This is a genomic window from Pantoea phytostimulans (genome assembly GCF_046118715.1).
Classification (GTDB): domain Bacteria; phylum Pseudomonadota; class Gammaproteobacteria; order Enterobacterales; family Enterobacteriaceae; genus Pantoea; species Pantoea phytostimulans.
Map to the genome: position 1 here is coordinate 1,865,476 of NZ_CP173698.1, position 14,579 is coordinate 1,880,054.

The 14,579-nt window shown below is 52.4% G+C and carries 15 protein-coding genes and 1 pseudogene; 1 reads left to right on the plus strand and 15 read right to left on the minus strand.

The annotated features are described in order from the left end of the window. The first annotated feature begins 38 nt into the window (after positions 1 to 38). Positions 39 to 938, plus strand: a complete 900-nt coding sequence (locus ACF2G4_RS08600; protein ID WP_215846084.1) for a TIGR01777 family oxidoreductase — start codon at positions 39 to 41, stop codon at positions 936 to 938. Positions 939 to 968: 30 nt separating this feature from the next. Here ACF2G4_RS08600 and ACF2G4_RS08605 read toward each other — a convergent pair. The 15 genes and pseudogenes from ACF2G4_RS08605 to pdxB form a co-directional block, all read right to left on the minus strand. After that, a pseudogene (locus ACF2G4_RS08605) lies at positions 969 to 1,172 on the minus strand (cytochrome C biogenesis protein CcdA); the annotation flags it as partial. 32 nt (positions 1,173 to 1,204) lie between these two features. After that, a complete protein-coding gene (gene hisP / locus ACF2G4_RS08610; RefSeq protein ID WP_243077512.1) occupies positions 1,205 to 1,978 on the minus strand; it encodes a histidine ABC transporter ATP-binding protein HisP in 774 nt (257 codons plus the stop codon). 9 nt (positions 1,979 to 1,987) lie between these two features. Further along, entirely contained in the window at positions 1,988 to 2,704 is a 717-nt protein-coding gene (locus ACF2G4_RS08615) for an ABC transporter permease (protein ID WP_409075875.1), read from the minus strand. Further along, complete coding sequence (locus tag ACF2G4_RS08620; RefSeq protein WP_215846081.1) at positions 2,701 to 3,387, minus strand: histidine ABC transporter permease HisQ; 687 nt, start codon at positions 3,385 to 3,387, stop codon at positions 2,701 to 2,703. The genes ACF2G4_RS08615 and ACF2G4_RS08620 overlap by 4 nt, the downstream gene beginning before the upstream one ends. A gap of 181 nt (positions 3,388 to 3,568) precedes the next feature. Beyond that, on the minus strand, positions 3,569 to 4,351 hold the full coding sequence (gene argT / locus ACF2G4_RS08625) for a lysine/arginine/ornithine ABC transporter substrate-binding protein ArgT (RefSeq protein ID WP_243077510.1): 783 nt from the start codon (positions 4,349 to 4,351) through the stop codon (positions 3,569 to 3,571). A 259-nt stretch (positions 4,352 to 4,610) separates the two neighbouring features. Further along, the gene (locus tag ACF2G4_RS08630) at positions 4,611 to 5,180 is read right to left on the minus strand and encodes a UbiX family flavin prenyltransferase (protein ID WP_409075876.1); all 570 of its coding nucleotides are present in this window, start codon (positions 5,178 to 5,180) and stop codon (positions 4,611 to 4,613) included. A gap of 106 nt (positions 5,181 to 5,286) precedes the next feature. Beyond that, a complete protein-coding gene (gene purF, locus ACF2G4_RS08635) occupies positions 5,287 to 6,804 on the minus strand; it encodes an amidophosphoribosyltransferase (RefSeq protein ID WP_215846080.1) in 1,518 nt (505 codons plus the stop codon). A 37-nt stretch (positions 6,805 to 6,841) separates the two neighbouring features. Continuing rightward, complete coding sequence (gene cvpA, locus ACF2G4_RS08640) at positions 6,842 to 7,327, minus strand: colicin V production protein (protein ID WP_243077508.1); 486 nt, start codon at positions 7,325 to 7,327, stop codon at positions 6,842 to 6,844. Positions 7,328 to 7,586: 259 nt separating this feature from the next. After that, complete coding sequence (gene dedD / locus ACF2G4_RS08645) at positions 7,587 to 8,327, minus strand: cell division protein DedD (protein ID WP_243077507.1); 741 nt, start codon at positions 8,325 to 8,327, stop codon at positions 7,587 to 7,589. After that, positions 8,317 to 9,588, minus strand: coding sequence for a bifunctional tetrahydrofolate synthase/dihydrofolate synthase (gene folC / locus ACF2G4_RS08650; RefSeq protein ID WP_215846077.1), 1,272 nt, complete (start codon positions 9,586 to 9,588; stop codon positions 8,317 to 8,319). The genes dedD and folC overlap by 11 nt, the downstream gene beginning before the upstream one ends. 95 nt (positions 9,589 to 9,683) lie before the next feature. Further along, positions 9,684 to 10,595: an acetyl-CoA carboxylase, carboxyltransferase subunit beta gene (gene accD / locus ACF2G4_RS08655; RefSeq protein ID WP_215846076.1), complete on the minus strand. Its 912-nt coding sequence runs from the start codon at positions 10,593 to 10,595 to the stop codon at positions 9,684 to 9,686. A gap of 148 nt (positions 10,596 to 10,743) precedes the next feature. Further along, positions 10,744 to 11,406, minus strand: coding sequence for a DedA family protein (locus ACF2G4_RS08660; RefSeq protein ID WP_215846074.1), 663 nt, complete (start codon positions 11,404 to 11,406; stop codon positions 10,744 to 10,746). Positions 11,407 to 11,435: 29 nt separating this feature from the next. Then, positions 11,436 to 12,239: a tRNA pseudouridine(38-40) synthase TruA gene (gene truA, locus ACF2G4_RS08665; protein WP_243077506.1), complete on the minus strand. Its 804-nt coding sequence runs from the start codon at positions 12,237 to 12,239 to the stop codon at positions 11,436 to 11,438. Next, entirely contained in the window at positions 12,239 to 13,249 is a 1,011-nt protein-coding gene (locus tag ACF2G4_RS08670; protein ID WP_215846073.1) for an aspartate-semialdehyde dehydrogenase, read from the minus strand. The genes truA and ACF2G4_RS08670 overlap by 1 nt, the downstream gene beginning before the upstream one ends. Positions 13,250 to 13,445: 196 nt before the next feature. Next, positions 13,446 to 14,579 (minus strand): 4-phosphoerythronate dehydrogenase PdxB, encoded by a 1,134-nt coding sequence (pdxB, locus tag ACF2G4_RS08675; protein ID WP_215846072.1) that lies wholly within the window; start codon positions 14,577 to 14,579, stop codon positions 13,446 to 13,448.

A 14,579-nucleotide genomic window follows, 5' to 3' on the forward strand; every position in this document is an offset into this window, starting at 1 on the left:
GATTACAGCGGAAAACAAAAAGTATAAGGAGTCGCAACATGCATATTCTCATTACGGGTGGTACTGGATTGATTGGTCGCCACCTCATTCCTCGTTTACAACTGCTGGGTCATCACATCAGCGTTGTCACGCGTGACGTCGTCAGCGCACGCGAAAAGTTGGGGGATAACGTCGCGTTTTGGTCTGGATTGGCGCAACAGCAAAACCTTGATGGCGTCGATGCCGTGATCAATCTCGCTGGCGAACCGATTGCCGATAAGCGCTGGACAGAAATTCATAAACAGCAATTGTGTGAAAGCCGTTGGCAAATCACCGAGCGAATTACCTCACTGATTAATGCCAGCACCACGCCACCAAAGGTATTGATTTCAGGTTCAGCCACCGGTTTTTACGGTAACACCGGTGAGTTGGTATTAACGGAAGAGGATCCGGGCCACGAAGAGTTCCAGCACACTTTATGCGCCCGCTGGGAACAGTTGGCGCTTAGCGCACAAAGCGATCGCACCCGTGTTTGCCTGCTACGAACCGGCGTCGTTTTAGCCAAGGAAGGTGGCGCATTAAGTAAAATGAAGTTGCCGTTCAAATTGGGTATTGGCGGCCCTATCGGCAGCGGAAAACAATATATGCCGTGGATCCATATCGACGACATGGTGAATGGCATTCTCTGGCTGTTAGATAATGAGGCGTTGAGCGGCCCGTTTAACATGGTTGCTCCTTACGCGGTTCGGAATGAACAGTTTGCTGCCACGCTTGGCCATGTTATGCATCGCCCCGCTTTTATGCGTACGCCAGCCAGCGCCATCAAGTTGATGATGGGTGAATCATCGGTATTGGTATTAGGTGGACAACATGTTTTGCCGAAAAGGCTGGAGTCGTCGGGCTTCGGCTTCCGCTGGTATGATCTGCAAGAAGCCCTGCAGGATGTCGTAAAAACGTAACTCATCGGGAGCCTGACGCTCCCGTTATTTTTACTGCAATGCCAGCGGTGAATTTACTGACTCGCGCAATTTACCGTGATTCGGCTGCGGTACGTGGTGAATAAACGTCAATAAGCCAGCAAACACTCATAGCCTGGTGTAAGCCTACGCCGCACCAACGATGTCGAAAAACGGCAACATAACCGCTGGAATTAGCGCCATCCAAAAGTTGTGTCCGGCATACATTGGCAGGTAACGATCCCGCGCCCGAAGACGCGGGAAAACGTTTATTTCAGTGAACCTTTGAGGAATTGCTGCAAGCGTGTGCTTTTTGGGTTGCCAAACAGTTCGGCTGGCGGCCCTTGCTCTTCGATCTTGCCCTGATGCAGAAAGATAACGTGGCTGGAAACGTGACGGGCAAATTCCATTTCATGCGTCACCACCACCATGGTTTTGCCCTCTTCAGCCAGCTTTTGCATGATACGTAGCACTTCACCGACTAATTCGGGATCGAGTGCCGAGGTGGGTTCATCAAACAGCAGTACTTCCGGCTCCATCGCCAACGCGCGCGCAATCGAAACACGTTGCTGCTGTCCACCAGAAAGGTGTACCGGATATTTAGCGCAGGCTCGCGCATCAATGCCGACTTTATCGAGATATTTAATGGCGCGTTCGCGCGCCTCTGCTTTGCTCAGGCCCAACACCTGGATCGGCGCTTCCATCACGTTTTCCAGCACTGTCATGTGGCTCCAGAGATTGAAGTGCTGGAACACCATGGTCAGGCGAGTACGCAGTGAACGCAGCTGCTCTTTGTTAGAGACTTTTAGCTGTCCATCGGTGTCGCGCACCAGCGCGATCTGCTCATTGTTAACCACAATGGTGCCTTCACTCGGCTTTTCGAGGAAGTTGATGCAGCGTAAAAAGGTACTTTTCCCTGAACCGGATGACCCAATGATGCTGATCACGTCGCCAGCATCGGCCTGCAATGAGACCCCTTTCAGCACTTCATGTTCACCGTAACGTTTGTGCAATTCGGTGACGCTTAATTTATTTTCAGCCATATGTCTTACTCAATGCGATGAAGAGGGTTTCACGTGCGCCAGCCAGCGACGCTCCGCGAGGCGGAACAAGCTGATCAACACGTAAGAGATAATCAGATAAAGCACGGCGGCAATACCAAATGCGGTAAAGGGTTGATAGGTGGCGGAGTTGATATCACGCGCCACTTTCAACAAATCGGGAACCGTGGCGGTAAACGCCAGCGCCGTGGAGTGCAGCATCAATATCACTTCATTGCTGTAGGCCGGCAAAGCGGTGCGCAGCGCAGAAGGCAGAATGATGCAGCGATACAATTTGAAATTTGAAAAGCCGTAAGCACGCGCGGCCTCAATTTCACCATGCGGCACGGAACGAATAGCCCCGGCAAAAATTTCGGTGGTGTAAGCGCAGGTATTCAGCGTGAAAGCCAGTAATGTACAGTTCAGCCCGCTACGAAAAAAAGCGTTTAGCAGCTCAGTTCCTTTCACAATCTCCAGCGTATACATGCCGGAATAAAATACCAGCAGCTGCACATAAAGCGGTGTGCCGCGGAAGACGTACGTGAACAGCCATACCGGCGTACTTACCCAACGGTTTGGCGAGACGCGCGTAATGGCTAACAACACGGCCAGGCAACCGCCAATCACGACCGAAAGGATCAACAGCCACAGCGTGATCGCCACGCCGGTGAAACGATAACCATCAGTCCAGAGCAGTGCTTTCCAGTATTCCTGAATAATATCAATCATAACTCTGCCCTTTTAACACCCACCGTGTAGCGGCGATTCAGCCACCACAACACACCATTCGACAGTGTGGTAAACACTAAATAAATCACCCCAGCGACAATCGCAAAATAGAACGGTTGCCAGGTGCTTTTGCCCGCCAGCTGCGTAGCCTTAACCACGTCTTCCAGTCCGAGCAGCGACACCAGCGCCGTCGCTTTCAAAATCACCTGCCAGTTATTGCCAATGCCAGGCAGCGCATAACGCATCATCGCCGGGAATAAAATACGGCGGAAAACCTGCGAACCGGTAAAACCGAATGCCGTTGCCGCTTCTATCTGCCCTTTTGGCACCGCTAAAAATGCGCCACGGAAGGTTTCGGTAAAGTAAGCGCCGTAGATAAAGCCGAGCGTAATAATACCGGCCACCATCGGATCGATATCAAACTGGCTTAGTCCGAGTGCATCGGTGAGTTGGTTAAGAGCGATCTGCAAACCGTAGAAGATCAGCAGCATTAAAACGAGGTCTGGAACACCACGAATCAAGGTAGTGTAGCCATTAGCGATCATCGCTAATGGACGATTGCGAGAGACTTTAGCGCCTGCGCCTAGCAGTCCAAGGACAACCGCAAGCACCACTGAACTAAGCGCCAGCTCCAGCGTGACTAAGGTGCCTCTAAGAATTACGTCAGAATAGCCATACAGCATGAAAATGATCCTGTCATGGGGTGAAAACGGATAGCTGCCCGCCATTCACAGCGGGCAGCTTTATCCCGGTAATCAGTATCACAGACGGTTGGTGCGCTTAGCCTCGTGGATCATGAGAGGATGGAGCACAGCCAGCTCGTCGGTGTCACAAAGAACCAGGGATAAAGTAGACAGGTTTTACTCAGTCACCGTATACATTGAAATCAAAGTACTTTTTAGCAATTTTGTCGTAAGTCCCATCTTTGCGCATCTCATCGACAGCTTTGTCGATGGCAGTTTTCAGCTCGGCATCATCTTTGCGCAAGCCCATACCGGTGCCTACACCAAAGATTTTGTCATCTTTCACTGCTGGACCCGCAAAGGTGTAATTCTTACCAACCGGTTGTTTCAGGAAACCTTCGCTCGCCTGCACTTCGTCCTGGAAAGCGGCATCGATGCGGCCTGCATTCAGATCCTGATAAACCAGATCCTGATTAGCATAAGGCGTTACGGTAACGCCTTTCGCACGCCAGTTTTCATTGGCGTAGGTTTCCTGCGTGGTGCCTTGCAGCAGACCAATGTTTTTGCCTTTCAGCGAATCAATGGTCGGCTGGATAGTTGACCCTTTCGGCGCGACTAAACGCGCGTTAGCGGCATACAACTTCTCAGAAAAGGCGATTTCTTCCTGACGTTTAGCTGTGATGGAAAGTGAAGAGATAATGGCATCAATTTTTTTCGCTTTCAGCGATGGGATCAGCGCATCAAAATCGCTTTCAACGTAGGTGCACTTGGTGTTGATACGTTTACAGATTTCGTTGGCGAGATCGATATCAAAGCCGACTAACTGTCCTTGCGCGTTTTTCGACTCAAACGGCGGGTAAGTTGGATCAGTTCCAATACGGATTGAACCCGGCACCGCGGCGAACACGCTGGCGGCGCTGGTCAAGCCCAGCATCAGAGAAAGAGCCAGAACACGCTTTTTCATAGATTACCCTCAAGTGAAGTGCTTTTTGTTATGTGCTACGTGATGTGTTTGCGCAAATTAATCTGCATGTTTCATGCCAGTTCTGCAAGTTATCCGCGCACTAAACGTTACGCTACATAGGCGAAATCGCTAGGCGTGTAGGAGGAATATATCAGTGATGTCATCCAGAAAAAGAGACGCTGTTAACTTTTGGTGCATCAAATGCACGAACAGTGATCTTCGGCGCGCTTACGCACCATAAAGGTGCAATTAATTAATGCTATGCACCTTGCCAGCGCGTGAAGAGATCGTGCGGTAATTCGATGTCAAACTGGTCAATAACACGGTTAACTGTTTGATCTACGAGCTGATCAATCGTAACGGGGCGATGATAAAAAGCGGGAACCGGCGGCATGATGATCGCACCGAGCTCAGCAGCGGTGGTCATCATGCGTAAATGACCGACATGCAGCGGCGTTTCGCGTACGCATAACACCAGCTTGCGCTGCTCTTTGAGTACGACATCGGCAGCGCGCGTTAGCAAGGAGTCGCTGTAGCTGTGAACAATGCCAGATAAGGTTTTCATTGAGCATGGCAGAATGACCATGCCAAGCGTTTTAAACGATCCTGAAGAGATGTTTGCCGCAATATCGCGCACGTCATGCACCACATTAGCCAGCGCTTGTACTTCGCGTACGTTGTAATCGGTTTCCAAACCCAGCGTTTGGCGCGCCGCATTGCTCATCACTAAATGCGTTTCCACCTCAGCGACCTGCTGCAAAACCTGCAACATGCGCACGCCATAAATCACGCCGCTTGCACCCGAGATGCCAATGATGAGTCGTTTCATAGTTCAGCCTTGCTATTTTTTGAGTGCGCCATCATAACGCGGCTTAAGGAATAAATAAAAAAGGCGAGATTTCTCTCGCCTTCTCTTTTTGCATCAACGCCGGAGATTACCCTTCGTTATGCAGTTCCAGATTCTCCACTTCGTTTTGACGTGCAATTGCTTTTGCATCGTCATTACGCAGCGACTGGAGATATTCCAGATACTGTTGATCAACATCTTTCGTCACGTAGATGCCGTTGAACACCGAGCATTCAAACTGCGTGATGTCTGGGTTCTCTTCACGTACCGCTTCGATCAAATCATCAAGATCCTGGAAAATCAGCGCATCCGCTTTGATCAACTGGCAGATTTCATCCACTTCACGGCCGTGAGCAATCAACTCAGTTGCGCTCGGCATATCAATGCCGTACACGTTCGGGAAACGGATTTCCGGGGCGGCGGAAGCCAGATAAACACGTTTTGCACCCGCTTCACGCGCCATCTCAATGATCTGTTCTGAGGTGGTACCACGCACAATGGAATCATCGACCAACAAGACGTTCTTATCACGGAACTCGGCGCGGTTAGCGTTCAGCTTGCGGCGAACCGCGCTGCGACGTAACTGCTGGCCTGGCATAATAAAGGTACGGCCAACGTAGCGGTTTTTCACAAAACCCTGGCGATACGGTTTATCCAGAATGCGCGCAATTTCCAGCGCGATATCGGTTGACGTTTCCGGGATCGGAATCACCACATCGATATCCAGATCTTCCCATTCACGTGCAATCTTTTCGCCCAGCTTGGTGCCCATGCGAACACGTGCGCTGTAGACAGAAATTTTGTCGAGGAAAGAGTCTGGGCGAGCGAAGTAAACATACTCAAACAAGCATGGATTGCTCTTTGGGTTTTCAGCGCATTGACGCGTTGAAAGCTGCCCTTGCTCAGTAACGTAGACGGCTTCACCCGGCGCAACGTCACGGATAAATTCAAAGCCTAGCGTATCAAGCGCGACGCTTTCAGAAGCGACCATGTATTCGGTGCGGCCATCTGCGATAACGCGTTTGCCCAATACCAGCGGGCGAATGCCGTTTGGATCGCGGAAGGCAACCATGCCGTGACCGATAATCATCGAAACCACAGCATAGGCGCCGCGCACCTGCTGGTGCACCGCAGCCACAGCGGCAAAAATATTGTCAGCTTCCAGCGGATCATGCGGGAAGCGATCCAGTTCTGCCGCAAAAATGTTCAGCAGAATTTCAGAATCTGAGGTGGTGTTAACGTGACGACGGCCCTTTTCAAACAGGCGTGCGCGCAGTTCATGCGCGTTGGTCAAGTTACCGTTATGTGCCAGAGTAATGCCGTACGGCGAGTTTACGTAGAATGGCTGTGCTTCAGAGGCACTGGAGCTGCCCGCCGTTGGGTAACGTGCGTGACCGATGCCCATATTGCCCTGCAAACGCTGCATGTGGCGTGCTTCGAAAACGTCGCTGACCAGACCGTTTGCCTTACGCAGGCGGAAGCAATTCAGCGCATCGATAGTACAAATGCCTGCGGCATCCTGCCCGCGGTGCTGGAGCACCGTTAACGCGTCATAGATCGACTGGTTTACCGGCATGAAACCGGTGATACCGACAATACCGCACATGTTGTCATTTCCTCATTAAGCCGCACTCCCGATGGCGTCACCGGGGTAAAAAACTCGACGTGCTTTTCAGGTAATCAAAAAACCACCTGATTATATAACTGAACTGGGGAACGAGTTGAGACTGTTGCCAGTCGGGGCTTTTTGAAAACCCCGTGAATGTATCGAGAAAGAAAAGCATAGCGGCTACGATCAGCACACCACGCAACGCCCCGAAACAGACGCCCAATACTCGGTCGGTTCCCGACAAGCCGGTTTTTTCTACCAGCGTGCCGATAACGTAGTTCACGATCGCGCCCACTATTAGGGTAGCAACGAACAGCACACCGATGGCGATACCGTTACGAACCAGTTCGTCGTCAAAACCTGTAAACCAGACTGCAAGAAAGGCGTAATAATGACTGGCGACAAAAAACGCACATCCCCAGGTAACGAGAGATAAGGCCTCCCGGACAAACCCGCGAACCAGGCTGACCAGAGCCGAAAAACCAACTACCGCAATAATGACGTAATCAATCCAGATCATGAATACTTCCAGCGCAATTGCGCCCCTGCATCCAGTTCGGGGCGCATTCTAACAGAAAAAGAAAACGTTTGCGTAGCGGTTTTCCAGTTCTGTTTCCATAAAAAAGGCGATGAAAAAATCTTCACTCGCCCAATGGACTTACAATTTATTAACCCGTTGAAAATCAAATCATTTCACCTGATTTCCACTCTTTAACCGTAAATGCTATCACTAAAAAGATGCTGCCTATTGTTGTTATAAGCAGCATCAATAACCCTTTTTAGTGTGCACTGTATGGCTTAACCACACCGCCTAAACCGGAGATACTTTTGAGCTCAGAAACCGCCTCTTGCATTTTGGCTTTTGACGCATCCGGGCCGACATAGATACGGGTAATTTGTCCCTGCACCGGCGAAGACGGAACGGTAAAGGCGCGATAACCCGACAAACGCAGCTGTGCAACAATTTCGTTTACTTTGCTGGCATTTTTCAACGCACCGAGCTGCACCACATAAGCCTGACCCGTTGGCGCACTGCTTTCCGTGGTTTTAGGCTGTTCTGCCGCCTTGGGTTGCTCAACCGGTTTCGGTTTTGGCTGCTCCACAGGTTTTGGCTTCGGCTGTTCCACAGGTTTAGGTTTTGGCGGCTCAATCGGCTTCGGTTTAGGTTGGCTGACCGGCTGGGACGGCGCAGTCTGATGCACCGGTGGTGGTGTCACCACACTCGGCTGGCTGTCATCGCCAGGTTTGATACTGCCATGCTCAGCCACGCTATTGGATTTACCACCGTTGTTATCAACGGCGGCACCCGCGCCTTCCGGCGGTTGTGCAGGCAGTGACTGCGTTACCGGCGGTACCATTTCGCTGTCCTGCTGATCGTCTGCTTTAGGCACCAACGGGATCGCGGCAAACTCTTCTTTATAATGCTTCTTCTGTCCATCCAGCAGCCCCGGCAGCACAATCACGCCAACCGCGACCAGAATAATGGTACCGACCAGACGGTTTTGAAACTTACTCGCCACGCCCTTTCTCCGTTTCCATCGATTCCATGACCTGTGCCACGGTGTGGAACGATCCACACACCAGTACGATGTCCTGTGGCTTCGCCTGCTCGCGTGCGTGCTGCCAGGCGTGCTCTACGTCAGCAAAGGCCTGCGCCTGCTGCGGTAAATGTGACATCAGCTGTTGGGCCGTTGCACCACGTGGGCCATCCAGTGGCGCGCAATACCAGTGATTAACCTGAGGCGCTAAAGCGGCCAGCGTGCCGGCAATATCTTTATCATGCAGCATGCCAACCACCGCATGCACCGCACCTTTATTCGCTAACGTCGCAAGGCGAGATGCAAGGTAAGCTGCCGCATGAGGATTGTGCGCCACATCCAGGATAACGCGCGGCGATTCGCTTACTGTTTGAAAGCGACCAGGCAAAATAGCCAGCGGTAAATTAGCGCGAATTTGGTCTTCGCTGACGTTTAAACCGGAAGCACGCAGCGCCACGATAGCGCTGGCGGCATTCGGCAACGGCACTTGCGGCAGCGGTAAATCATTCAGCTCGCCCCACGCATCTCGCAGCGACCAGCTTTCTGCCTGTTGACGATAAGACCAGTCACGATCGCGCTGAATCAGCTGTGCGCCTTTCTCATTGGCGACCGCAGCGATGCTAAGCGGCATATCCGGCTCACCAACAATAGCGGGCTTGCCTGCGCGAAACACACCTGCTTTTTCACGGCCAATGCTTTCACGATCCGGCCCCAGCCAGTCAAGGTGATCGAGCGCAATGCTGGTGATGACCGAAACATCAGCATCAACAATATTGGTGGCATCCAGACGACCGCCAAGGCCCACTTCGAGGATCACCACATCGAGCTGCGCTTGTTGGAACAGCTTCAGCGCCGATAACGTGCCGTATTCGAAATACGTCAGCGAAATATCGCCACGCCCGGCTTCAATTTCAGCAAAGCTGGCGGTGTGCAGCGCCTCAGTCAGCTCTTGTCCTTGCACGCGTACGCGCTCGGTATAACGCACCAGATGCGGCGAGCTATAGACGCCTACCCGATAACCCGCCGCCATCAGCAGTGTTTCAAGGGTGCGACACGTAGTGCCTTTGCCGTTGGTGCCGGCGACAGTGAAAATAAAAGAGGCAGGTTTCAACAGGTCCAGACGTTGCGCCACTTGGCGAATACGATCCAGCCCCATGTCGATAGCTTGAGAATGAAGGTGCTCAAGATAATAAAGCCACGTGGCCAAAGGCGACGTGGCTTGAGGAAGGTGAAGATTGTCCATATGTCCCGTTTTGCTCAATTATACCTGGCTGAATCAGCGCTGAGGTATGCGGTGCATTGGTGAAAGGCGCGACAGGCGCGCCTTTCTATCTCCTGTCAGGCGTCGTTGCTTTCTGGCTCAGTCGTTGATGCAGACTGGTCGCCATCGAGCAGCGGTGCCGGCAGATTCATCATTTTGGCCAGCAGGCTTGCCAGTTTGTAACGCATTTCCGGGCGGCGAATGATCATATCAATCGCACCCTTTTCAATCAGGAACTCACTGCGCTGGAAACCCGGCGGCAGTTTTTCACGTACGGTTTGCTCGATAACGCGAGGGCCGGCAAAGCCGATCAGCGCTTTCGGTTCCGCGATGTTGAGATCGCCCAACATCGCGAAGCTGGCAGAAACCCCACCCATGGTTGGGTCGGTCAGCACAGAGATGTACGGAAGACCACGCTCCTGCATTTTTGCCAGCGCTGCACTGGTTTTCGCCATTTGCATCAGCGACATCAGCGCTTCTTGCATACGCGCACCGCCACTGGCAGAGAAGCAGATCAGCGGACAGTTATCTTCCAGCGCCTGCTCAACTGCACGCACAAAGCGTGCGCCAACCACAGACCCCATTGAGCCACCCATGAAGGTGAATTCAAATGCTGCCGCAACCACTGGCATGCTGTGCAACTGGCCTTTCATTACGATAAGTGCATCTTTCTCGTCGGTAGCTTTTTGTGCGGCTACCAAACGATCTTTATACTTTTTCGAGTCACGGAACTTCAGGAGATCCTTCGGTTCCAGCTCGCTGCCCAACTCCACCAGCGTTCCCTGATCGAGAAAAGTGGTGAGACGTTCGCGTGCGCGCATGCGCATATGGTGGTCACACTTCGGGCAGACCTCAAGATTACGCTCCAGTTCGGCACGATAAAGTACCTGTCCACAGCTATCGCATTTGGTCCAAACCCCTTCCGGGATACTGGCACGGCTAGCAGGCGTAATATTGCTTTTGTTAAGAATGCGTTCAATCCAGCTCATTGATGACCTTTCTGTTGAAACTGACCTGGTCCAGTCGTCTTGATGCTGCTGAAAACGGCTTCAGCAGACGGGAAATTTCGCTCATTAAACCACAACCCGTTCAGACTGTGGATAAAAATCTGGTCTTACCCCTGAGCAACCTTGCCGCTTACGGCTGTTTTTGCTGCTTCGCCTGGCGACGATGACGCCAGACTTCAATCACGCCCGGCAAAATTGAGACCACGATAATCCCGACGATCAAGAGTTTGAGGTTTTCCTGTACCACCGGCAGATCGCCAAACAGGTAACCCGCATAGGAAAAGAGTAATACCCATAACAACGCGCCGCTGATGTTAAACAACGCGAAGTGGCGATATGACATATGCCCCATCCCGGCGACAAATGGCGCAAAAGTACGCACGATAGGCACAAAGCGCGCCAGAATAATGGTTTTGCCGCCGTGACGTGCATAGAACGCGTGGGTTTTATCCAGATAGCTGCGACGGAAAATTTTGGAATTCGGGTTGCTAAACAACCGCTCGCCAAACAGTCGACCTATGGTGTAGTTAACCGCATCGCCGAGAATTGCCGCAATCACCAGCAGTGTCACCATCAGATGCACATTGAGATCGTTACCCGGCAATGCCGCCAGCGCACCGGCCACAAACAGCAGTGAGTCGCCTGGTAAAAAAGGCGTCACCACTAAACCGGTTTCGCAGAACAAAATCAGAAACAGAATGGCGTAAATCCAAATGCCGTACTGCGCTACCAATTCAGCCAAATGCACATCAATGTGCAAAATAAAATCGACCACAAAATGGATAAACTCCATAACGCTCTCTTCCTGTCCTAAATTTTTGGTTAATCCGCGAGGAACAACGGTCCCATCGACGGCTGTGGTAACGCAAAGTGGGATGGATAATCCACCGCCACCAGATAAAGCCCTTCAGCTTTGGCTGTCGCCGCCGCCAGCGTGCGATCTTTGGCTGCCAGCAGCGTAGCCATCCACGATTCTGGCTGATTGCCGCAGCCAATTTCCATCAGGCTGCCAACAATGTTACGCACCATATGATGCACAAAGGCGTTGGCCTTGATATCCACGATGACGTACGGCCCTTGACGCGTCACGTTAAGGTGCAACATGTTGCGCCATGGCGTACGAGATTGACACTGCACCGCGCGGAATGAGGTGAAGTCATTCTCCCCTAGCAAACATTGCCCAGCACGCTGCATTTTTTCAGCATCCAGCGGATGATAAAAATGTGTCACGCCGCGGCTCAGCACGGCCGGACGCAAGCGCTGGTTGTATATCAGGTAGCGATAGCGACGGGCGGTTGCACTAAACCGCGCATGAAACTCATCCGGCACCGATTTTACCCAACGCACCGCGATGTCTGCAGGTAAATTGGCGTTAACGCCCAACGTCCATGCGCTGTCAGCACGTTGCGATGTGGTTTCAAAATGCACGACCTGACCGGTTCCGTGCACGCCAGCATCGGTGCGTCCGGCGCAGAAAACAGTGACCGGATGATCTGCCACTTTTGACAGCGCACGTTCTAACTTTTCCTGCACGCTGCGCACTTCTTGCTGACGCTGCCAGCCGTAATAGCGGCTGCCGTCATACTCAATGCCGAGCGCCAGTTTTTGTGTCTGACTGTCGGACATTAGTACATATACTCCTGCACCAGCTTTTCCGCCGTTTTCACTGCCATTAACGCACCGCCAAAACGGACGTTATCGGCGACTGACCAAAACTGCAGCAGTTCAGGAATACCGTAATCGTTACGCACGCCGCCAATGCTTAATTCATTGTTGCCTGATGCATCGGTGACAGGCGTTGGCACCTGATCTTCTTCGCTCAGGATGATATCAGCGGTGAGCGCCAGTTCAGCACGCGCTTCTTCCGCAGAGAGCGGACGCAGATTCTCAACATGAACGATTTGCGCGTTGCCATAAAACACCGGCGCCTGAATGCTGGTGACCGCAATCGGTAAGCCTTCGTCTTGCAGCACTTTACGTACCTGATCGATCAGACGACGTTCGCTCTCCACGCTGCCTTCGGCATCGGCCTGTTGTGGCAGCAAGTTAAAGGCCAGCTGGCGGCCATAAAAATGGTTATCTGCCGGGACGCCATTCAGCAAACGCGCGCTTTCACCCGCTAATGCATCCACTGCCGCTTTGCCGTGGTTGGAAACCGAAATCAAATTTGTTACCTGCAAGCGGCCTAAACCGGCGGCGTCAGTCAGCGGTTTGAGTGCGGTAAGCAACTGGCTGACCAGGCTATCGGCCACGCAGATAATGTTGCGATTGCGATAATCCGCCAAAACGTGCGCATTCACATCTGGCACTACCAGCGGAATGTCTGGTGACAGCGCAAACAGTTCGCTGCTGTCGATAACCAAACAACCCGCGTTAGCGGCTTCATCTGCATAGCGCGAAGAGGCTTCACGACCGGCTACAAAAAACGCCAACTGCGCTTGTGACCAGTCAAAACCTGCCGCGTCCTGAACCAGAACAGAACGGCCTTCATAACGTTTAGTTTCACCTGCGCCGTTTTCACTCGCCAGCAAATACAATTCTCCAACCGGGAACTGGCGTTCAGCCAGCAGCTCCAGTAAAGCGTTCCCTACTGCGCCTGTTGCGCCTAATAGCGCAATATTCCAGCCGTCAGACATGTTGGTTTACTCCAGACAATGACATAAAAACAGAAGGCGGTGATATTCACCGCCCAAGGATTCGGATTTTTCCCGGTCATATTTCGTATTGCAGATACGTTGGTTACTCGCGCTTACCCTGTCCACTTACTGTGGTAAGTGCCTGGCGTTCACTCATTTGCCGCCTTTCTGCAACGGAAATTACAAGGAAATGAGATTAGCTCTCCTGCAAATGCGCATCAAAACCCAGCTTCGCCAGCATCTCGGCAGCGTCGCGATCGTTGCAGATCACCTGCAACGAAGACCATTCGCGGCGCTCTTCATACTGCTTGCGCAGGCGATCAAATTCACCGGGTTGCGCCGCCACTTTACGTAAAGGCGCGTCGTCGCGGCGCACATCATACACCAGATGCACCAGCCGTTTCAGCGTTGGCTGATCAAGCGCGCCCTGCAGCGTAATGCTGCTGAACTCCGGTGTCGGTAATAACTCGCTCAGTGGCACCTGCTGCGGTTGCCCGATAAACGCGCTCCAGGCTTCAAACACTTGCGTGGTACCTCGCGCTTTACCTTCCAGCGTGTAGCCCGCGATATGGGCGGTGGCGATATCAACTTTATCGAGCAGCGCCAATGAAAGATCCGGTTCCGGTTCCCATACATCCAGTATCACGCTGAGATCCGATCGCATGTTCAATACTTCCAGCAGCGCGACGTTATCGACCACCGGGCCGCGGCAAGCATTAATGAGAATGGTATTGGGTTTAAGAGCCATCAACAGTGCTAAATCAGCCAGATGCCAGCTTTTATACGGTCCGTCTTTAAAGAGTGGTGTGTGGAAAGTCAGGATATCAGCCTGTTTAACCACCTCATCCAGCGACAAAAAATCGCCGTCGTCGCCACGATCGGCGCGCGGCGGATCGCACAGCACGGTTTTCACGCCCCAGGCTTCAAGACGTTTCTGTAAACGTCCGCCGACATTGCCAACGCCGACGATGCCGACTGTGCGATCGCGCAGTTGAAAACCATCGCGTTCCGCCAGTAACAGCAGCGACGAAAAGACATATTCCACCACGGCAATGGCGTTACAACCCGGCGCGGCAGAGAAAGCGATCCCCGCCTGTTGCAGCCACACTTCGTCGATGTGATCGGTGCCCGCCGTTGCGGTACCAACAAATTTCACCGGTTTACCCGCCAGCAAGGCTTCATTCACCTTGGTAACTGAACGCACCATCAAGCCATCGGCATCTGCCAGTTCGGCTTCCGGTAAAGGACGACCCGGCACCGCCAGCACGTTTCCGGTGCGGCTGAACAGTTCACGGGCATAAGGCATATTTTCATCGACGAGAATCTTCAC